This is a genomic window from Herbidospora mongoliensis (assembly GCF_001570545.1).
Taxonomy (GTDB): domain Bacteria; phylum Actinomycetota; class Actinomycetes; order Streptosporangiales; family Streptosporangiaceae; genus Herbidospora; species Herbidospora mongoliensis.
Genome location: NZ_BBXD01000028.1, coordinates 53,591 through 73,551 on the forward strand (window position 1 = coordinate 53,591; position 19,961 = coordinate 73,551).

Genomic DNA, 19,961 nt, shown 5'->3' on the forward strand with positions numbered 1-19,961 from the left:
GCGCGTAATGTGACGTCATGGGCGACTATCGAGACGTGTACCGGCGGAGCCTGGCCGACCCGGAGGCGTTCTGGCTGGAGGCCGCCAGGGCCGTCGACTGGGTGACGCCGCCCTCGCGGGCGCTCGACGACTCCGCCGCTCCGCTCTATCGGTGGTATCCCGATGCGGAGCTGAACACCGCGTACAACTGCCTCGACCGGCACGTCGCCACGGGACGGGGTGAGCAGACCGCGCTCATCTGGGACAGCGCGATGACGGGTGGGGTGCGGCGGTACACGTACGGCAAGCTGCTCGACGAGGTCGCGCGGTTCGCGGGTGGGCTCAGGTCGCTCGGCGTCGGAAAGGGCGATCGGGTCGTCGTCTACATGCCGATGATCCCCGAGGCCGTGATCGCGATGCTGGCGTGCGCGCGGATCGGCGCGGTGCACTCGGTCGTGTTCGGCGGGTTCGCGCCGCGTGAGCTGGCCGCCCGCATCGACGACGCCGCGCCCAAGGCCATCGTGGCCGCTTCGTGTGGGCTTGAGCCGAACCGTACCGTCGAATATCGGCCCATCATCGACGAGGCCCTGCGACTGGCGCGGCACCGGCCCGAGGTCATCGTGATGCTCCAGCGCGACCAGGGGGTCGCCCGCATGGACGAACGCGACGTCGACTGGACGCAGCTGATGTCCACCGCGAGCCCGGCCGAGCCGGTGACGATGAAGGCGACCGATCCGCTCTACATCCTGTACACCTCGGGCACCACCGGGCGGCCGAAGGGCGTCGTGCGCGACACCGGCGGGCACGCGGTCGCGCTGGCCTGGTCGATGCTGAACGTCTACGGCGTCGCGCCGGGCGAGGTCTGGTGGACGGCTTCAGATGTCGGGTGGGTGGTCGGGCACAGTTACATCGTGTACGCGCCGCTTCTCATCGGCGCCACCACCATCCTGTACGAGGGCAAGCCCGTCGCGACCCCCGACGCCGGTGCCTTCTGGCGGGTCATCGCCGAGCACGGCGTGGTCACGTTGTTCACCGCGCCCACCGCGCTACGGGCGATCAAACGCGTCGACCCCGACGGCACGATGATCGGCGACCTGAAGACCTTCCGCGCCCTCTATCTGGCCGGGGAACGGCTCGACCCCGACACCTACCACTGGGCCCACGACCACCTGGGCGTCCCGGTCGTCGACCACTGGTGGCAGACCGAGACCGGCTGGCCCATCGCCGCCAACCCGCGCGGCCTCGACCCCATGCCGACCAAGCCGGGCTCGGCGACGGTCCCGCTGCCGGGCTGGGACGTCCAGATCCAGGACGACGGCGCGATCACCCTCAAACTCCCCCTGCCACCGGGATCGCTGCCGACGCTGTGGCACGACGACGAGCGCTACATTCGCGAATACCTGACCCGCTACCCCGGCCACTACCTGACCGGCGACGGCGGCTTCTTCGACGACGACGGCTACCTCTACGTCATGGGCCGCACCGACGACGTGATCAACGTGGCGGGCCACCGTCTCTCGACCGGCACCATGGAGACGGTCCTGGCCGCCCACCCCGCCGTGGCCGAATGCGCGGTGATCGGGGTGGCCGATCCGGTGAAGGGCCAGGTCCCGCTTGGGCTGGTCGTGCTGAAGGCGGGCGCCGACATCTCGCCGGGACGGCTCCACGACGACCTGGTCCACGCGGTCCGGCGGGAGATCGGCCCGGTGGCGGCGTTCCGCGACGTGGCGATCGTGCCGGCCCTGCCGAAGACCCGGTCGGGGAAGATCCTGCGCCGCTCGATGCGGGCCATCGCCGACGGCCGCGACGAACCGGTGCCCTCGACGATCGAAGACCCGGCGACCCTGGAGAACCTGCGCGCGGTGCTACGACCCGAGTAGCCGATATAGACCGTAAGCCGCCACCGATGAGGAGTCCGTAATCTCGCCGCGCCGGATCATCTGCTCGAAATCCGCACGTGACACCCACTGCTGACGCATGTCCTGTTCGGTGACCTCGCGGGCGGTGTCGCCCCGGGTCAGACCGGTCGCCACGAAGGCGTGCATCGACTGGTCGCTCAGGCCGTGGGAGTTGTCGAGCCGGGCCAGGAAACGCATGCTCTCGGCCCGCAGCCCGGTCTCCTCCGCGAGTTCGGTGCGGGCCTCGTCCTCGCGATCGGGCACCTTCGCCGAGCCCTGCGGGAAGCTCCACGACCGGCGCCCGATCGGATAGCGATACTCCTCGACCAGGTGGAAGCCGTCGTTCTCCTCGGGGATGACGAGCACGAAATCGGCCCGCTGGACGTAGCCGTAGAGACCAGGTGTGCCGTCGGGGTGGACGATCTCGTCCTCCCGGACGGTCATCCAGGGGTTGGTGTAGACCTCCCGGCTGGAGACCGTGGTGATCACACCGCTCGACAGCCGTTCCTGCTGGTGGGCATCCATGATCCTCACGGTAACCCGATGGAAGGTTCCATCTCTTCCGATGCCTAATAAACCAGTCAGTACGGGAGGTTTCTCCCAGGGAACATATATGACATATCACCGTAACGGATGATCTATAGCGTCACGCGCATTACCTGGTTCCTCAAGGAGCACTTGGTGCGCAAAGTCCTGATCTCCCTCGTTTCACTCTCCCTCACTCTCGTCACCCTCCAACCGCAGCAGGCCAGCGCGAAGGTCGAACTCGACCTTGAGACGCTGACCGGTGCCGAGGCCATCTCCCTCATGGCCGCCGGCAAGCTGACGTCGGTCGAGCTGACCAAGGCGTACATCGCCCGGATCGAAGCTCTGAACAAGCGCGGTCCCGGTCTGAACGCGGTCACCGACCTCAACCCGAACGCGTTAAAGGAAGCCGAGGCGTACGACCGCCTGCGCAAGAAGGGCAAGTCGCTCGGCCCGGCCATGGGTCTGCCGATCCTGCTCAAGGACCTGATCGACGTCGAAGGCATGCACACGACGGCGAACAACTGGTCGCTGCGCGAGTCCTATCCGGCCACCGACGCCGGCATCACCAAGAAGCTGAAGGCGAGCGGCGTCGTCATCCTCGGCAAGCTGGGGCTGTCGGAGTTCGCCAACAGTTTCGGCAGCCAGCCCTCTGGCTTCGGGAACTACGGCGGTCAGGTCCTCAACGGCATCGACGCCGACCAGAACCCCTCGGGTTCTTCGTCGGGCACCGGCTCGGCCATGGCCGCTGCGCTGTCGACGCTGGGCATCGGCACCGAGACCTCCGGCTCGATCATCTCGCCCTCGGGCGCGAACAGCCTCGTGGGTCTGCGGCCGACCGTCGGGCTCGTCCCCGGCTACGGCATCGCGCCCATCTCGGCCTCGCAGGACATCGCGGGCCCGATGGTGCGCACCGTCTCCGACGCCGCGCTGACGCTGGCCTCGATCGCCGGGCCCGACCCGGTGGCCGACGCCGGTTACAAGGCCATGTTCGGCGACGACTACATCGCGAAGGGCATCATCCCCGCGATCCCGACGACGCTGCCCGACTACACCAAGGCCATCGACCTCGGTTTCGTCGCGGGCAAGAAGATCGGGTACAACGGCAACCTCACCGAGGGCAGCCCGCTCAAGATCGCGTACGACGCCCTCGTGGCCGCCGGCGCCATCCTGGTGCCCCGCCCGCAGTCGACGCTCCCCTCGCTGCCCGCGCTGCCCAGCGGCTATGAGCAGCACAAGAGCATCGACTCCTACTACGAGCGGCTCGGCCCGCAGGCGCCGATCAACTCGCTGCTCGAAGAGGTGCAGGTCAACCAGGCCGAGGCGCACCAGGCGCTCAAGTTCGGCAACAGCAACCACCTGAACTCGTCGCTGTCGGACGTGACCCCGGGTGGGGCGAACGAGCAGGCGTACCGGACGAACCTTGCGATCCGTAAGGCCGCCTGGCACAAGGGCATCGACGACATGATGACCTACACCGACTCGAACCCGGCGTCGCCGGCCGACCCGGTGATCGCCATCCTGGGCAGCGCGCCGAGCGCCCCGCAGGCCGGTTACCCGTCGATCACGATCCCGATGGGCTACACCGCGACCCAGCGGCGCGCCCAGAGCGTCCAGATCCACGGTGGCGCCTACGACGAGTTCGACCTGCTCGGCGTCGCGTACGTCATCGAGCAGTCGACCAAGCTCCGTCAGCCGGCGTCGCTGGTCAACCCGAGCATGTACCGCTGCGCGAAGACGACCCCGGCTCCGCCGTTCGCCGGGCGTGGCGGCTGCAACCCCGACTACGACGCCGTCCTCAAGGTGACCGGCTACGACTCCCGCGCCCTCGGCTTCTCCCTGGAGACCGAGACCGCGCAGAGCCTGATCCAGAAGCTGAACAAGGACGAGGTCTCCGCCGAGGAGCTCACCCGCGCCTACCTCGACCGCATCGCGCTGACCAACGCCGAGGGCCCGGCCACCCAGGCCGTCCGCGAGATCAACGCCGACGCGATCAAGGAAGCCCGCAAGCTCGACCAGGAGCGGTGGAAGTACCGCACCGGCGAGCCCACCAGCCCGAACGACACGCGCCCGCTGCGTCCCGCCCTCTGGGGCCTGCCGGTGCTGGTCAACGACACCATCGACGCCAAGTCGCTGTCGACCACCGGTGGCTCGATCGCCCTCCAGGGCACCAAGCCCGCCGCCGACTCGGCCATCGTGGCCAAGCTGAAGGCCGCCGGCGCGATCGTGCTCGGCAAGACCAACGTCACCGAGCTGAACGGCGTCTTCGACGCCAACCTGCCGAAGGGCTACTCCTCGCTCGGCGGCCAGGTCCTGCTCCCGAACGACACCGACAAGACCCCCGCGGGTTCGTCGGCCGGCGCCGCGGCGGCCACCGCCTCCGGCCTGGCCGCGATCACGATCGGCTCGGAGACCTCGCTCGACTCGGCGCAGCTCCTCGCCCCGGCCGACGCGGCCGGCGTGGTGGGCCTCAAGCCGACCGTCGGACTGGTCAGCACCACCGGTGTGCTCCCTGTGGCCAAGTCGCAGGACGCCCCCGGCCCGATCACCCGCAGCGTCGGCGACGCCGCGACGATCCTCAACGTGATCGCCGACCCGGCCACCCCGGTCGACTACACCAAGGATCTGAAGGCCGACGCCCTCGCCGGCAAGAAGATCGCCGTGGTCTCCAGCACGAGCGCGCCCTACCAGGACGCGATCGCCAAGCTGCAGGGCCTCGGCGCGACCGTCACCCAGGTCTCGGTCGCCACCCCGGCCGCGACCGACAGCATCGTCGCCACCGAGTTCAAGCGTGACCTGAACGCCTACCTGGCCACGACCAAGCCCGGCACGACGCTGCAGAGCATCATCGACTACAACATCGCCAACCCGGTCGAGGGCCTGAAGTACCAGCAGGGTCAACTGCTGGCCGCCCAGGCGATCGACCTGGCCGACCCCGCCGTCTCGGCGAAGTACCAGGCCGACCTGGCGAACGGCAAGGCCGCCAACAAGGCCGTCCTGGACACCGTCCTGAGCGGCTACGACCTGATCCTGGTCCCGAGCGGCAGCAACGTGATCGGCTACGCCGACCGCGCCGGCTACCCCGCGCTCACCATCCCCGCCGGGTATGGCGCGCAGGCCAGCTCCTCGGGCCGCAACCCCATCGGTGTGACCCTCATCGGCGGCGCCTTCTCCGAGGCGAAGCTGCTGGCGGGCGGCTACGCGCTGGAGCAGGCGATCGACGACCGCCTGGCCCCCAGCTACACCAACCCCAGCATGTGGCGCTGCGTGCCGGAGAGCACCTTCTTCACCGGCGAGTACTGCGTGACGGGCGACCGCTTCGCTCCTCGCTTCAAGGGATAACCACCAGTAACCGAAAAGGGCCCGCGGCTCCCACGCGGGCCCTTTTTCGTGCGCGTGTACGACCTGCTCGACTTGGGCCGGGGTCGCCCCGGTCTCAGGGTGGGCGGAGCCGTAAAGAACTCGTATGTGAGAGCGGGACCGCCCGCACCATCACGCGGTCGCTCCCTATGTCGGCCTTGACTTATATAAGTTCATCCTGACATAGTCGGGCACGTGAACGCCTTCGACGTGTTGGGCGATCCCGTGCGCCGCCGTATCCTCGAGCTGCTCAGCGAGGGTGAGCAGGGCTCGGGCGCGATCACCTCGGCCGTGCGCGCCGAGTTCGGGATCTCGCATTCGGCCGTGGCCCAGCACCTGCGGGTGCTGCGCGAGACCGGCTTCGCGACCGTGCGCGCCGAGGGCACCCGACGCCTCTACGTCGTGGACTCCACCCCGCTCAATGAGGTCGACGTGTGGCTCGACCGATTCCGCCGGTTCTGGTCGCAGCGCCTCGACGCGCTGGAGACCGAGCTGGCCCGTACGAGGAGGAAGAAATGATCGACATAGCCTGGACCTCCCGCGAGGTCACCCGCGACGACGAGACCGTGGCCGTCGTCCTGCGCCGCGACTTCGGCTCCCCCGTCGACGACGTCTGGGACGCCCTGACCGACCCCGAACGCCTCAAGCGCTGGTTCCTCCCGGTCAGCGGCGACCTCCGGGCGGGCGGCACGTTCACCACCGAGGGCGGCGCGGGCGGCGCGATCCTGGCCTGCGAGAAGCCGTTCCTGCAGTTCACCTACGGCGGCGAGACCAGCGTCGTGACGGTCAGACTGTCCGCCCGCGAGGAGTCGACGACGCTGGAGCTGACCCACACGGTCCCGGTCGCGATGGCCCAGAGCGGCGCGGGCGCGCTGTGGGTCGGGCCGGGCTGGGACGAGGCCTACCTCGCACTGGAGCTCTTCCTCGACGGCAAGGAGGCGCAGGGCCAGGTCACCCCCGAATACGGCCGGGCCACGGTGGCGGCGTGGGTCGCGGCCGTCGAGACGTCGGGAACGGCGACGGCGGAGGAGATCGAGACGGCCCGGCAGATGGCCGTTCAGCAGTACGTCGCGCAGGAGTAAGCGGCCAGAGTGGAACCATGAGCATTTTCGAGAACCCCCCAGCGGCGGCGGCCTGGCGGCACGTCGACGCGCGGAACGGATTCGAGGTCGTCTTCTTCACCGTCTCGCGCGAGGGCGTCCGCGCTCACGGCTCCACCTCGGCCGTCGAGGACGGCGAGCCCTGGCACGTCGAGTACGACATCACCCTCGACCCGTCGTGGCGCACCCGCGTCGCCCGCATCCGCAACCGGACACCGGCCGGAGAGAACGTTCTTCTGATCGAGAGCGACGGCGCCGGCCACTGGACGGTGAACGGGGAACCGCAGCCCTTCCTCGACGGCGTCCACGACGTCGATCTCGAGTCGTCGGCGATGACCAACGCCTTCCCCGTGCACCGGGAGGACCTGCCGGCCTTCGACGCACCGGCCGTGTACGTCCGGGCCGTCGACCTGCGGGTCGAACGGCTGGAGCAGCACTACACCCGGACCGGGGATCTGTCCTTCGACTACGCCTCACCCGCGTTCGGCACGTTCTGCCGCCTCGACTACGACCCGTCCGGCCTGGTTGTGAACTATCCGGGCATCGCGATCAGAGACGCGTCGATCCTCGGGTGATCATCGTGCCTCGGGGTCGTGGCCGAGGGCCGCGCGGCCGCCGTCCACGGGGATGACGGCGCCACTGACGAACGAGGCGGCGTCGGAGAGCAGGTAGGCGACCGTGTCGGCCACCTCCTCCGGGCGCCCGACGCGGCCGATCGGGTGGAGGCGGCGCATCTCCTCCTCCACCAGGTCGTTCGTGTACGCGGCGTAGCGCTCGGTCCAGACCGAACCCAGCGCGACGGCGTTGACCCTGACGCCGTGTGGCCCGTAGTCGACGGCGAGCGCCTTGGTGAGTCCTTCGGTGGCGGCCTTGGCGGTCGCGTAGGCCATGGCTCCCCTGACCGGCCGCTGCGCCTGGTGCGAGGAGACGTTGACGATCGATCCCTCGCTCCTGGCCAGGAATCTTCTGACCGCCGTGGCACAACCGGTGATCACGGGGTTGAGGTTGAGCCCGATGGCGTCGATGACCTCGTGCGGCGGGGCGTCGTGAAGGGACACGTCGCGAAATATCGCCGCATTGTTGACCCAGCCGACGAGATCGCCGTTCTCCTCGGCCAGATCAGCGGCGTGTTCGGCGACCGCCGGGTCGGAGACGTCGCCCTTGACCGGAATGCCCACCGGCCCCGGATCGAGATCGACCACCACCACCTGACCGTCGCGAGACAGCCGCTCGGCGATGGCCCGACCGATCCCACGGCCTCCTCCGGTGACCACATAGGTACGTCGCATGTCTAGCATGATGCCCGTGAGAAGTCTGGACGAACGAGAGTGGCGGGCCCGCCGGGAAGCTCACCACGCGCGGGTGGACGTATGGATCGAGCCCCATCTCGAACGCCGCCGGCGATCCCAGACGCATCCGGTCGAAGACTTCCTGTTCAGCTACTACGGCTACCGGCCGAGCCGGTTGCGGCGCTGGCATCCGGGCGCGTTCACCGTGCTGGAAGGGGCCTCGGATTTCGGCACCGGCTACGTCCCCGCCTCCGGCGGCCAGATCCTCGATCTTCAGGAGCTGATCGGCCGGAGGTCGGAGTCGATCGCCTGGATCGCCGACCTGCTCCGGCGCACGGCCTCCCGGGCCGGGCAGTTCGGCTGCTTCGGCATGCACGAGTGGGCCATGGTCTACCGGACCGACGACATCCGGCACGCCTCCCAGCCGCTGCGCCTCTCCTCCGAGCAGGTCGCGGCGGCGGTCGAGGAACGGCCGCTGAAGTGCACCCATTTCGACGCGTTCCGCTTCTTCACCGAACCGGCCCGCCCCCTGAACACGGCGGTGCTGACCCGAGAACTCCAGCCCGTGACGGAGCAGCCCGGCTGCCTGCACGCGAACATGGACCTCTACAAGTGGGCGGTCAAACTCTCACCGCTGGTCCCCAGCGAACTGGTGGCCGACTGCTTCGCGCTGGCCCGCGACGTCCGGGCGGTCGACATGCGCGCCAGCCCCTATGACCTCCGGCACCTCGGCTACGACCCGATCCCGATCGAGACCGCCGAGGGCCGGACCGTCTACGCCGCCGCGCAGCGCGAGTTCGCCGCTCGGGCGGCCCCGTTGCGGGCCGAACTCCTCGCCTGGTGCGACCGCCTCATCTGATCCGCTGGGCCGAGACGGTCCAGGTGTTGCCGGCAGGTCGCGGCGGGGACCCTGCCCGCCGTGTAGACGGGGTTCCTGACGAGCGTGGCGGCCAGGCCGATGATGAGGGGGGTGCTCATGGGGCACGACGATATGACTCAGCTCTGGACGATCACCACGGCATGCCCCGACTCGGCCGCGTGCGCGAAGAACGCCCTGAGACGTTCGTAGTGGTCGCGGACGTAGTCGGCCTCGTCGTCCGGCAGGTCGTGGGCAAGGGACTCCCACGGGGTGGCGGCCAGGTAGTCGGCCGAGGCCCTGACCTCGGCGGCGGTGAGCCGGTCACCGTCGATGATGTCGAAGGGCGCGTCGGCCAGCAGGTCGGCGAGCTCGTCACCGGCCTTGTCGATGTCGAACCCGGGCTCCGGTTCCGGCGTCTCGGCGTCGAGCCAGTCGGCCGGGACGCTGACATAGGCGTTGATGACTCCCACGACACCGCACCCTAGAAGAACGCGCGCCTGTCGGCGGAGTGGCCCGAACCACTTCCGGAGCTCAGCCCTTCAGTCGCGCGATCACCCTTTCGGCCGGGCGGCCGAGCAGGATTTCCAGGTCTGGGGTCTGGCGTTCCAGAGCGCCCGCGCGGACCAGGCCGTTGAGCCAGGCCATCGGTCCGGGGGCCGCGTCGGGCACCTCTTCGTAGGCCACGCCCAGGGCGTCGGCGACCTCGGGGCAGCTCCACAGCGGGCCCGTCAGGTCGTAGGCACGGCCCAGGTGGTCGTCGCCGGTCAGGGCGTTGGCTGCCGCTTGGGCCAGGTCGTCGCGGAAGGCGGTGTTCAGGCCACGGCCGCCGGTACTGCTGCGGATGACGCCGTCGGTGACCTGGGGCAGGAAGGCCTCGCCGTAGAAGGGGTTGCGCAGGATCGTGTGGGCCAGGCCGCTTTCGAAGATCGCCTGTTCGGTGGCGTGGTGGCCCTCGGTCATCCCGGTCGCGACGGTGTCGGCGTTCAGGAAGCTCGTGTAGACGATCGCGGTCACGCCCGCCGCCACGGCGGCGTCGACGGCGTTGCGGTGCTGGGTGATCCGGCGGGCGGTGTCGAGTTCCGAGGAGGAGATCAGCAACAGGCGCTCGACCCCGGCGAAGGCGGCCCGGAGGCTGATCGGGTCGTCGTAGTCGCCGTGCCGCGCCTCGACGCCCGATGGGACGCGGGACGGATCACGCACGACGGCGACCACGTCACCCTTGAGCCGGTCGAGGACCAGGCGGCCGAGATTGCCGGTGGCGGCGGTGACTGCGTACATGAAACTCCTCGTGGTGCGGAAACCCGTCGCACAGTGAATCGGCCTCCCGCACTGGACGCCACCGGTTTTCAGCTGGTGGGAGGCAGGCGCAGCCAGAAGTCGGGCGGCCCTTCGACGGGCCGGGTGTCGGTCGGGCGGAGGCCGGCGTAGCCGCAGCAGAAGGCTTCGGCGTGGCCGCTCTGGTAGTCGTCCCACGCATCCCACGCCATGTCGGACCAGTCCAGGCTCACCGCGTCTCCTCAACCTCGCCGCAATTCGAACTCCCGAACGCTAGCGACCACCACCGACAGAACTCTTGTGCCACATGACAATTCAGGAGTCACCGTCAACCACGGGGCGAACCGAGCCGTCTCTTATACGCCTTGGCGGAAATGAGGAGTGACGGTGCGCAAGCGACGAGCGTTACAAGCATTGATCGGCCTGATGGGCCTGATGTCGCTCAGCCCGACCGCTCACGCGGCCACCGACATCGTCGAATACACGTGCACTCCGAAGGACGGCACCCCGCAGACGGTCCAGATCAAGGTCGAGCTCACCATGCCGGCCACCGCGCACCCCGACGAACAGTTCTCCATCACCCACCGCGCCACCTACGCCGACTCCACGGCGATCCAGGCCACCGCGGCCCTCCCCGCCACCGCGAAGATGTACGCCTACGTCTCGATCAGCGGTTTCCCGTCGAACCTGACCTCGGGCACCGGAGTGGGCGACGTCGTCGGTCCCGTGACGGCGGGGAACACCGTCACCCTCCCGGCCAACACCACCGCGGTCCGCTCGACCCCCCGCACGGCCGGCACCGGAACCGTGCGCCCCGGCGACATCACCTTCGGCACCACCCCAAATGACCGGCTGATCGACTGCGAGCCGCAGAACAGCGACGCTCTCACGACATATGAGCTCATCGTCACCGAATCCGGCACCGACGAGACCCCCACGCCGACTCCGGAGCCGACCACCACCACAACGGAGACGGTCACCGCGGAGCCTGAAGAGGACGAGACGATCGTCGACGACGAGACGGACATGGAGACCCCGGACGGCGGCGTCGCCACGGGTGGCGGTGGTTCGGCGGGGCCCGACGGGCGGGCCGTGGTGCTCATCGGCGTCACGGTGCTCGCCGCCGCCCTCACGGGACTGTCGCTTCGTCGTCGCGTCTGATGTTGCGGTGATCTCCGCTGGTCGTGGCGTTGCGGGGGGTGCGGGAGCCGTAAAGAAAAGAACATGAGCGGGACATCAATGGACACGCGGCCCCTGGATCAAAAGAGAAACCGGGCCGGTCGAAAATGACCGGCCCGGCGACTACTCCGATTAACGCCTATGTCAGGTCAGAACACGCCAGTGCGTCCGGGTCGTCGGCCGCCTGGGGTACCCAACGCACGTTCGCGAACGACGCCGAGAACGCCCCTTCCGTGTAGACGAGGAACGGGGTGTTCACGTTCTCGAAGTCGAGACCGTTGTTGAAGCACGACACCGGGATCTTCACCGTCGACTTCCCGTCACCGGCCAGCCCGGTGAACAGGTTCGTCGCGACGACCTCGGCGAAGCACGGGTACACGCAGTGCGCGCTGATCACGGTCCGCGCGGCGGGCGCCGAATGGACGATGGTGTCGAACACCAGCGCGGCGTTCGCGTTCAGGTATCCCCGCTGGTCAGAACCGCCCGCAGGGTTCTGGTAATACACCTGGCCGGGGCCGGTGCCCGTCCAGGTCACCTTCAGCGCGTCGCCCTGCAGGTTCACGTCGGCCGGGACGGTGTTGATCTCGGCGTGGGACGCCGCCCCGTCGGGGCCGATCTGGGTGCCGCCCCAGTTCTCGGGCGAGCCGATGAAGCTGCGGTACGGGTCGACGTCGGTCCGGACGAAGATCTCCAGGTCCTCGGTGGCGGTGCCGCCGCCGCCCGTGGAGGTGCACGACGGGAACTCGTGCGAGGTCTCGTCGAGCTGGCCGACGTTCGAGGGCTGGCCGTTCTTGAGGCCGTATCCGACCGCGAACAGCGGGTCGTAGCCGGGGTCGCCCGGGTTCAGCGGCGACTGGCAGGCGCTCTTGGGCCACGAGTAGGACAGTTTGCCGGTGAAGTCGTAGCGCCCGAACAGCACGTCGGCCACGCCGCCGCCCTCGGTGCCGGGCAGCCACGACGCCACGAAGGCGTCGGAGCGGTTGAGCTCCTTGTTGACGTACAGGGGACGGCCGGTGACGTAGAGGGTCACCACGGGAGCGCCCTTGCCGGCCACCTTGTCGAGAACGGCCAGGTCACCGGGGTAGAGCTTGGCCGCTTCCAGGGTCCGGCGGGTCAGGTCGCCGACGCCCTCGGCGTAGGGGGTCTCGCCGATGACGGCGATGACGGCGTCGAACTGCGACGGGTCGACCCCGTCGGCGGTCTCGCTGAAGGTCACATTGGCGGTGCCGAGGGCCTCGCGGAGGCCGGTCAGGATCGAGGTGCCATCGGGGAAGTCGGCGTTGGTGTTGCCGGTTCCCTGCCAGGTCAGCGACCATCCGCCGGTCTGGTTCTGCAGGCTGTCGGCGGTCTTGCCGACGACCAGCACCTTGGAGTCGCGGGCCAGCGGCAGCACGTTGCCGTTGTTCTTGAGCAGGACCTGCGACTTCCGGACCGCCTCGCGGGCCAGCTTCTCCGCGTCGAGGCGCGACTCGTCGCCCGCCAGCACGCGGTCGGAGGGGCGGCGGCCGTCGAAGATGCCCGCGCGGTACTTCACGCGCAGGATGCGGGTCACCGCGTCGTCGATGCGGGACATCGCGATCTCGCCCGACTCGACCTGGGCGATGGTGTTGGTGATGAACGCCTTCCACTCGTTCGGCACCATCACGATGTCCATGCCGGCGTTGATGGCCTGCGCGCAGCTCGCGTTGTTGCAGCCGGCCACCTGGCCGATGCCGTTCCAGTCGGACACGACCAGGCCGTCGAAGCCCATCTTGCCCTTGAGGATGTCGGTGATGGCCTTCTTGCTGCCGTGCAGTTTGCCCTCGTTGATACCGAGTTCTTCATTCGTCCAGCTGTTGAACGACACCATCACCGACTGGGCCCCGGCCGCCAGCGCGCCGTAGTAGCCCTGGCCGTGGAGGTTGATCATCTCGGCTTCCGACGACGGGTTCACGCCCTGGTCGGCGCCGTTGCGGGTGCCGCCGTCGCCGATGAAGTGCTTCGCCGTGGCGATGACGCCCCGGTTGCCGAGGCGGCGCCAGTTGGAGTCCTGGAGTCCCTGGACGGCTTCGTATCCGTACGCCCGGGTGATGTTGGGGTCTTCGGCGTAGCCCTCGTACGTCCGGCCCCAGCGGTCGTCGCGGACGACGGCGAGTGTGGGCGCGAAGGCCCAGTCCTGGCCGGTCACGCGGAGCTGTTCGGCGGTCGCCTCGCTGATCTTGCGGATCAGGCACGGGTCGGCGGCGGCGCCCAGGCCGATGTTGTGCGGGAAGATCGTCGCGTCGGACACGTTGTTGTTGCCGTGGACGGCGTCGATGCCCCAGATCACCGGGACCTTCGTCCGGGTCGTCACGGAGGCGTCGTAGTAGGCGTCGGCGAGGCCGAGCCAGCTGGCCACCGTGGCGTGCTTGTTCCCGCCGGGCCAGGAGCCGCCGCCGTTCAGGACCGAGCCGATGAAGTACTCCTTCACCTCGGACGGCGTGATCGCGTTGATCTCGGGCTGGGTCATCTGGCCGACCTTCTCGGCGAGGGTCATGTCGGCGACGAGCCGGGCGACCTTCCGCTCGATGGCCGGGTCCTTCTCGATCTTGCTCTCGACCTTGGGCCAGTCGCTGTAGGCCGGGAGGGTGTCCTCGATCTTCGCGCACCCGTTCTCAAGGGCGGGCTGCCCGGCGACGGGAGGCTCGGCGGCCGTCGCGGGCGCCGGAGAGGCGACGACGGCACTTAACAGCAGGGACAAACCACTGAGGACGGCGATGCGTCGCTTTCGTATTGAGGGCTGCACACGCCGAATCCTGACCGTGTTACTGGATCGAGTCAATACACTCACAAGAGCGCTCTCTCAAGCGATATTCGCAGCACATCGCCTTGATCAAGGCAACCACATGACATGAATTAAGTCGTTGGGAGAGCGTTCTCCAGCAGGTCGGGCTGACATCGGCGAAAGTATCGGGAGTCGATGGGCCGCCGGGACACGTGATGAACCTGTTATGGACGTCCATCTTCAGAAACCCGCCGGAAACGTTCTATCGTTCCGAGATAACGTTATCTCGACGGTCCGACCCAGGCCGTCCGAGGTATTTTGCCTGCTCAGGCAGGGGCAGAAAGGCACCCCCCATGAGAACAACCCGAGGCATCCTGGCGGCAGCGGTCGCCGCTTCCCTTCTGACGGCACTCCCCGCGAACGCGGCGGTCCCGACCGCCGACCAGCAGTGGGCTGAGATCCAGCAGCTCGTCGGCGCGGTCAAGGGCCGCTGGACGACCCAGACCTACTCCGGCGCGGTCAGCCGCACCATGCCCGACACCGCCCTCCTCGGGAACGGCGACATCGGCGTGACCAGCGGCGGCGGCCAGGGAAGCAAGACCTTCTACATCTCCAAGGGCGACTTCTGGACGTCCGCAGGCAGCCCCTCCCTGGTGGCCCTCGGCAACGTCTCCATCTCGGCCGACACCACGATCACGGCCACCAACCTGGCGCTGGGGTCGACCGCGACGGCGTCCGGCAGCCACCCGTCGTTCCCGCCTTCGCGGGCCGTGTCGGGTGCCTGGGGTTCCGGATATGAGGGCTGGGTCTCCGAGGTGGGCAAGCCCCAGTGGCTGCGCCTCGACCTGGGCTCGGCGAAGACCTTCCGCCGCTACATCCTCAAGCACGACCAGGCCGCCCGCCCCGGCGAGGCCGCCAACAACGCCAAGAACTGGACCGTCGAAGCCGGCACCGACGGCCAGACCTGGACGACGATCGACACCGTCACCGGCAACACCGCCGCCACGAGCGACCGCACCATCGCCCCGGTGACCGCCCGCTACCTGCGCCTCAACCTGACCGAGCCGACCCAGGGCACCACCGCCGACTCGCTCAACAACCCGCGCGCCCGCGTCGGCGCCTTCGAGCTGTACGACACCGAGGGCCCCACCCAGCCCACCGGCGCCTTCCTGGAGGTACAGAACGTCCTCAAGGGCGACGTGGACACGTCCATGCAGATCAACGGCGTGCCCGTCACGATGAAGACCTTCACCGGCGCCGACAGCAACGTGGTCGTCACCTCCATCACCTCGCAGGGCGACACGCCGGTCAGGCTGCGCGCCCAGACCGTCGCCGGCACCCCCGACGCGCGCGGCGGCATGGTGCAGACCTCGGGAGTCCAGGGCGACACCCTGTGGGCCACCCGCCAGACCCCTTCGAGCCCCCGTGGCGTCTCACGGGCGGCACTGGCCACCCGCGTCATCGGCGGCGGCTCCACCGTCTCGAACGGCCGCATCAACTTCGAGATCGCCCCCGGCGAGACCGTCGACGTCGTCACCGCGGTGACCGGCGGCGGCGTCAACCCGGCCGACCCGGGTCCGGCCGCTGTGGGTCTGGCCGCAGCGCAGACGGCGGCGTCGGTCGACCAGCTCTACTCCGAGCACCTCGACTGGTGGAAGAACTACTGGCTGCGCTCCTACGTCGACCTCGACGACGACGTGCTGGAGCGCTTCTACTACAGCTCCCTGTACTTCCTCGGCAGCTCGCTCCGCGAGGGCAAGACCGCTTCCGGCCTGTATGGGATCTGGGCCACCACCGACTTCCCGCAGTGGGGCGGCGACTTCCACCTCAACTACAACTGGCAGGCCAACTACTACGGCGTCTACAGCTCCAACAGGCCGGAGCTGGCGCTCCCCTACTTCGACGCGGTCGACGCCTTCGTGCCCGAGGCCCGCCGCCGCGCCGCCGAGGACCTGCGCCGGGTGAAGCCCGACTACGTCGACGCGCGCTTCCCGAGCGGCGGCGTCAAGAGCGGCCTGCTGTTCCCGGTCGGCATCAGCCCGTTCGGCACGGTCAGCGACGACAACTACCACAACCAGGTCGCCAACGCCCTGTTCACGGTGACCCAGCACATCGAATACTGGAACCACACCCGCGACGAGCAGTGGCTCCGCGAGACCGGCTACCCCTTCATGAAGGAAGTCGCCGCGTTCTTCGAGAACTGGGTCGAAGAAGACGGTTCCTTCTGGGGCGGCCCCCACGAGATCACCTGGGCCAAGAACCCCAGCGCCGACCTCGGCATGCTGAAGCTCCTGCTCACCACGCTGGAGGACACCAGCACCCAGCTGGGCGTCGACGCCGACCACCGCTGGGTCTGGGGCAAGATCCTCCGCAACCTGCCCGCGGCCCCGACGACCGTTTATCAGGGCAAGACGGTGTACGCCCTCGGCGAGCCCGGCACGGTCAGCGACAACCGCCCGATCCGCCCCGGTGACAACACCGTCAACCTGGAGTTCATCGCGCCTGGCAGGCAGATCGGCATCGGCTCCCCTCTGAGTGAGCGGCAGACCGCGATCGACACCATCAACGCGATGAACGCCTGGGGCCAGGAGAACAGCTTCCCGAAGGTCTTCACCCAGGCCGCCCGGGTCGGCTACCCGGCCCAGACGATCATCGACCGCCTCAAGCAGCAGATCAACCAGCGATCGGTGGCCAACCTCCGCATCGCCGACGGCAATCACGGCCTGGAGAAGGCCGGCGCCGTCGAGGCGCTGAACAACATGCTCCTGCAGAGCTGGGACGGCCTGGTCCAGGTCTTCCCGGTGTGGCCCACCGGCAAGAGCGGGGCCTTCCACAACCTGCGCGACGAGGGCGGCCTCCTCGTCAGCGCCTCCCGGACCGGCGACGCGGTGGAGTACATCACCGTGAAGAGCGAGCAGGGCGGCGTCTTCGAGATCAAGAACCCGTGGACGGGCACGAAGGTCAACGTCGCCGCCGACAACGGCACGACGAGCAACGTCGGCGCAGGCAAGGCGACCCTGCGCATCAACGCCGCGAAGGGCGCGACCTACACGTTCACGCCCGCCCAGTGACCAGCTGAACCGGAGAAGCCCGGCGCGGCCGGCGCCGGGCTTTTCCGTGTCATTCGTCCGGGTCGGCGATCTCGATGACGTGCAGAGGGTTGTCCAGCGCGGCCGAGGGGCCTTCCCATTTGGCGGCGGAGATCGTGAGGATCGGGCAGACGCTCGCATCCGCGATGGCCGCCACATGCGCGTCCCACGGTGCGAGCCCGGTCTGGTTCATCACGTTGGCGAGCATGACCGCCTGGTCGACGCCGTTGAGGGGCGCGACCGTGACATGGCTCAGCCGGGCGAGACCGCCGAGCAGCGCCTGCGCACTGACGTCACCTGGTAAGGCGTTCGCGACACCTGCCATCGCGAGAACCGGCACGACGAGAGGCTGGCCGATCGCGTCGTATCCCTGGAGCAGTTTGATCAGCCCGACATCCCCTCGGACCAGCTCCTCGATCGTGCTGGTGTCGAGAATCAGCGGTGTCGGGACGTGGCTCACGCGGCACCGCCGGGGGCGGCGAGGCCCTTGTCTCTGAGCTGGCGGGCGATGTGGGCCTTCATCCGCTCGACCCTCGCCGCGATGGCGGGGTTCTCGTCCGCCTCATCAAGCTTGGCCTGCCAGGCAGCGCGAGCGGCGACGTCGCGGGCGTGCAGCGACTCCATCGCAGCGGTGACGACCGCCGACACCGAGGCGGCGTAACCGCTCTCGACGAGCCGGTCGGCGAAGGTGGCCAGATCGTGGTCCAGAGTCACGCTGATCTTCTTCTTACCTTCGATCATACTTTTATCCTACCTGCCGCCGTCGGATGAGAAGCCGCTCATCGACGGCTCATCCGGCCCTCACGCCCGGCCTTGAAGCTCTTCTCAGGCGGGCGAGTCACCCGCTTTCGCTGGGGAGGGGTTCCTATGAACAAGAAGGTCCTGCTGGGTGGGGTCGTCCTGGGTGCGCTGCTCGGGGGTGTCGGGCTCGTCTCGCCGGCGGTCGCCGATGAGCGGTCGTGCCGGAAGTCCTTGCGGGCCGTCACCGTCGACAACCTGCGGGTGCCGGCGGGGGCCACGTGCAGGCTGACCGGTACCAAGGTCAAGGGCACGCTCAAGGTGGAGAGGGGCGCGACGCTCATCGCGCGGGGCGTCAGGGTCGAGGGCAACGTCCAGGCCGAGAACGCCAAGGCCGTCAGTGTTCTCGCCGGGTCTCACGTCAAGGGCAGTGTCCAGGTCAAGCAGGGTGGCGCCGCCACCGTCACGTCGTCGCGGGTCGACTCCGACATCCAGCTCGACGCCAACCGCCGCTACCTGAAGGTCGACTCCAACCGCGTCGGCGGTTCGATCCAGGTCGTCGGGAACAAGGGCGGCGCGCAGATCAACCGCAACACGATGAAGGGCAACCTTCAGTGCAAGGAGAACTCGCCTCGCCCGACCGGCAAGGGGAACAAGGCAGGCGGCAACAAGGAAGACCAGTGCCGCCGCTTCTAGTCGATCAGTAGTCCTTGAGCCGATACGACGTGTGCACGCGTGAGCCCACGCTCGACGCCGTCAGCAGCCGGACCAATGGCCCGGGGAGGCGGTTGAGCAGCCGCGTTCCGTACACCGTCGTCCGGAGGGCCCGTTCGCTTCCGGGGACCAGTCTTCTGGCCGCGCCGATCGCGAAGGTTCGACTTCTCCGGACGTATTCCGCCAGCTCCCCCTCATAGGAGGCGAAGGCGTGGGCAGGGTCGGCGAAGCGCGAGAGTTCGCCGGCCAGCACATACGCCCCGACCATGGCCAGGCTGGTGCTGCCTCCCACAGCCGGGCCGGGGCAGTAACCCGCGTCGCCGACCAGGGTCACCCGGCCTTTCGACCAGGTGTCCATGCGTAACTGGGTCACCGCGTCGAAGTAGAAGGCGGGGGTGGTGCCGAGGCGGTCGAGAAGCCACGGCACCTCGTGGCCGAGGTCGGCGAAATGGTCGCGTACCAGCGACTTCTGCCGTTCCACATCCCGGTGGTGGTAGTCGACCGGAGCGGGGGTCCGGAACAGGAACAGGCCCCGCGCGTTCGCGGGGTCGTGGTAGATCGCGGCCATCCGGTTCACGTCGACGACGCCGTCGACGCGGCCGGGCGGGCCCGGGTGGTCGGTGAGGGTCATCACCGCGATGTAGGCGCCGATCCAATGGTCGGGCACCGGGCCGAAGACCAGTCTCCGCACGTTGGAATGCAGCCCGTCGGCCCCGATGACCAGGTCGAACTCCTCGGGTGGACGCTTCTCGAAGGTCACAGAACGGCCGTCGACGGCGGCGATCGAATCGCCGAAGACGTAGTCGACGTGGTCGCGGCCCGCTTCGTAGAGGATCTCGCTGAGGTCGTCGCGCATGATCTCGACGTGGTCGCCGATCAGTCTGTCGGTGCGAAGCTCGGCCGGGCGGGGGTCGCCGGGGCGGCGGAACGACAGCAGGTCGACGTGGGTGCGGCGGTCCTTGATCTGGTCGAGGACACCTGTCCGGCGGGCGATCTCGACCGCGGGGCTGAAGAGGTCGACCGCGTGGCCGCCTGCTTTGCGCAGCTCGGGGGCCTTCTCCACGACGGTGACCGCATGGCCGTACCGAGAGAGCCAGTAAGCGGTGAGCGGGCCCGCCACGCTGGCGCCGGAGATCAGGATGCGCATGGAAAGCTCCTTACTGAACGGAAGGTAAGTTGCTTACCTAACGGATGGTAAGTCAGGCTGAGTTCC

Annotated in this window: 18 protein-coding genes; 9 read left to right on the top strand and 9 right to left on the bottom strand. The window is 68.6% G+C overall.

Going from position 1 to position 19,961, the window contains the following annotated elements:
- The first annotated feature begins 17 nt into the window (after positions 1-17).
- Positions 18-1,859, top strand: coding sequence for an acetate--CoA ligase (locus AW272_RS37670; protein ID WP_066375322.1), 1,842 nt, complete (start codon positions 18-20; stop codon positions 1,857-1,859).
- Here the strand turns inward: AW272_RS37670 and AW272_RS37675 are convergent.
- Positions 1,845-2,402: an NUDIX domain-containing protein gene (locus tag AW272_RS37675; protein ID WP_066375325.1), complete on the bottom strand. Its 558-nt coding sequence runs from the start codon at positions 2,400-2,402 to the stop codon at positions 1,845-1,847. The genes AW272_RS37670 and AW272_RS37675 overlap by 15 nt on opposite strands.
- Before the next feature lie 156 nt (positions 2,403-2,558).
- On the opposite strand from AW272_RS37675, the gene AW272_RS37680 reads away from it, so the two are divergent.
- From AW272_RS37680 to AW272_RS37695, 4 genes are all read left to right on the top strand, one after another.
- A complete protein-coding gene (locus AW272_RS37680; protein WP_169807713.1) occupies positions 2,559-5,744 on the top strand; it encodes an amidase family protein in 3,186 nt (1,061 codons plus the stop codon).
- Between the two features lie 213 nt (positions 5,745-5,957).
- Complete coding sequence (locus AW272_RS37685) at positions 5,958-6,281, top strand: ArsR/SmtB family transcription factor (protein ID WP_066375331.1); 324 nt, start codon at positions 5,958-5,960, stop codon at positions 6,279-6,281.
- Entirely contained in the window at positions 6,278-6,844 is a 567-nt protein-coding gene (locus AW272_RS37690; protein ID WP_066375333.1) for an SRPBCC domain-containing protein, read from the top strand. Before AW272_RS37685 ends, AW272_RS37690 begins: the two co-directional genes overlap by 4 nt.
- Before the next feature lie 17 nt (positions 6,845-6,861).
- Positions 6,862-7,437: a putative glycolipid-binding domain-containing protein gene (locus tag AW272_RS37695; protein ID WP_066375335.1), complete on the top strand. Its 576-nt coding sequence runs from the start codon at positions 6,862-6,864 to the stop codon at positions 7,435-7,437.
- Here AW272_RS37695 and AW272_RS37700 read toward each other — a convergent pair whose 3' ends face one another.
- Entirely contained in the window at positions 7,438-8,151 is a 714-nt protein-coding gene (locus AW272_RS37700; RefSeq protein WP_066375343.1) for an SDR family NAD(P)-dependent oxidoreductase, read from the bottom strand.
- Positions 8,152-8,161: 10 nt separating this feature from the next.
- Between AW272_RS37700 and AW272_RS37705 the strand changes: the two genes are divergently transcribed.
- Positions 8,162-9,010, top strand: coding sequence for a 3-methyladenine DNA glycosylase (locus AW272_RS37705; RefSeq protein WP_245657923.1), 849 nt, complete (start codon positions 8,162-8,164; stop codon positions 9,008-9,010).
- A 137-nt stretch (positions 9,011-9,147) separates the two neighbouring features.
- On the opposite strand, the gene AW272_RS37710 is transcribed toward AW272_RS37705, so the two are convergent.
- The 3 genes from AW272_RS37710 to AW272_RS42865 form a co-directional block, all read right to left on the bottom strand.
- Complete coding sequence (locus AW272_RS37710) at positions 9,148-9,480, bottom strand: DUF1877 family protein (protein ID WP_066375354.1); 333 nt, start codon at positions 9,478-9,480, stop codon at positions 9,148-9,150.
- Between the two features lie 61 nt (positions 9,481-9,541).
- Positions 9,542-10,288: an NAD(P)H-binding protein gene (locus AW272_RS37715; protein ID WP_066375356.1), complete on the bottom strand. Its 747-nt coding sequence runs from the start codon at positions 10,286-10,288 to the stop codon at positions 9,542-9,544.
- A 68-nt stretch (positions 10,289-10,356) separates the two neighbouring features.
- Positions 10,357-10,518: a hypothetical protein gene (locus AW272_RS42865; RefSeq protein WP_157519233.1), complete on the bottom strand. Its 162-nt coding sequence runs from the start codon at positions 10,516-10,518 to the stop codon at positions 10,357-10,359.
- A gap of 154 nt (positions 10,519-10,672) precedes the next feature.
- On the opposite strand from AW272_RS42865, the gene AW272_RS37720 reads away from it, so the two are divergent.
- Entirely contained in the window at positions 10,673-11,446 is a 774-nt protein-coding gene (locus tag AW272_RS37720; RefSeq protein ID WP_157519235.1) for a hypothetical protein, read from the top strand.
- A 157-nt stretch (positions 11,447-11,603) separates the two neighbouring features.
- Here the strand turns inward: AW272_RS37720 and AW272_RS37725 are convergent, their stop codons facing one another.
- Entirely contained in the window at positions 11,604-14,183 is a 2,580-nt protein-coding gene (locus AW272_RS37725; RefSeq protein WP_066375360.1) for a glycoside hydrolase family 3 protein, read from the bottom strand.
- Positions 14,184-14,560: 377 nt separating this feature from the next.
- On the opposite strand from AW272_RS37725, the gene AW272_RS37730 reads away from it, so the two are divergent.
- Positions 14,561-17,278, top strand: coding sequence for a discoidin domain-containing protein (locus AW272_RS37730; protein WP_066375362.1), 2,718 nt, complete (start codon positions 14,561-14,563; stop codon positions 17,276-17,278).
- Positions 17,279-17,327: 49 nt separating this feature from the next.
- On the opposite strand, the gene AW272_RS37735 is transcribed toward AW272_RS37730, so the two are convergent.
- Both AW272_RS37735 and AW272_RS37740 read right to left on the bottom strand, forming a co-directional pair.
- Entirely contained in the window at positions 17,328-17,756 is a 429-nt protein-coding gene (locus AW272_RS37735; RefSeq protein ID WP_066375369.1) for a hypothetical protein, read from the bottom strand.
- Entirely contained in the window at positions 17,753-18,037 is a 285-nt protein-coding gene (locus tag AW272_RS37740) for a ribbon-helix-helix domain-containing protein (protein WP_066375372.1), read from the bottom strand. The genes AW272_RS37735 and AW272_RS37740 overlap by 4 nt, the downstream gene beginning before the upstream one ends.
- A gap of 126 nt (positions 18,038-18,163) precedes the next feature.
- Between AW272_RS37740 and AW272_RS37745 the strand changes: the two genes are divergently transcribed.
- Positions 18,164-18,730 carry a hypothetical protein gene (locus tag AW272_RS37745; RefSeq protein ID WP_066375374.1) on the top strand — a complete coding sequence of 189 codons (567 nt, stop codon included), beginning with the start codon at positions 18,164-18,166 and terminating at the stop codon, positions 18,728-18,730.
- A 4-nt stretch (positions 18,731-18,734) separates the two neighbouring features.
- Here the strand turns inward: AW272_RS37745 and AW272_RS37750 are convergent, their stop codons facing one another.
- On the bottom strand, positions 18,735-19,895 hold the full coding sequence (locus AW272_RS37750) for an FAD-dependent monooxygenase (protein ID WP_066375376.1): 1,161 nt from the start codon (positions 19,893-19,895) through the stop codon (positions 18,735-18,737).
- Positions 19,896-19,961: the final 66 nt, after the last annotated feature.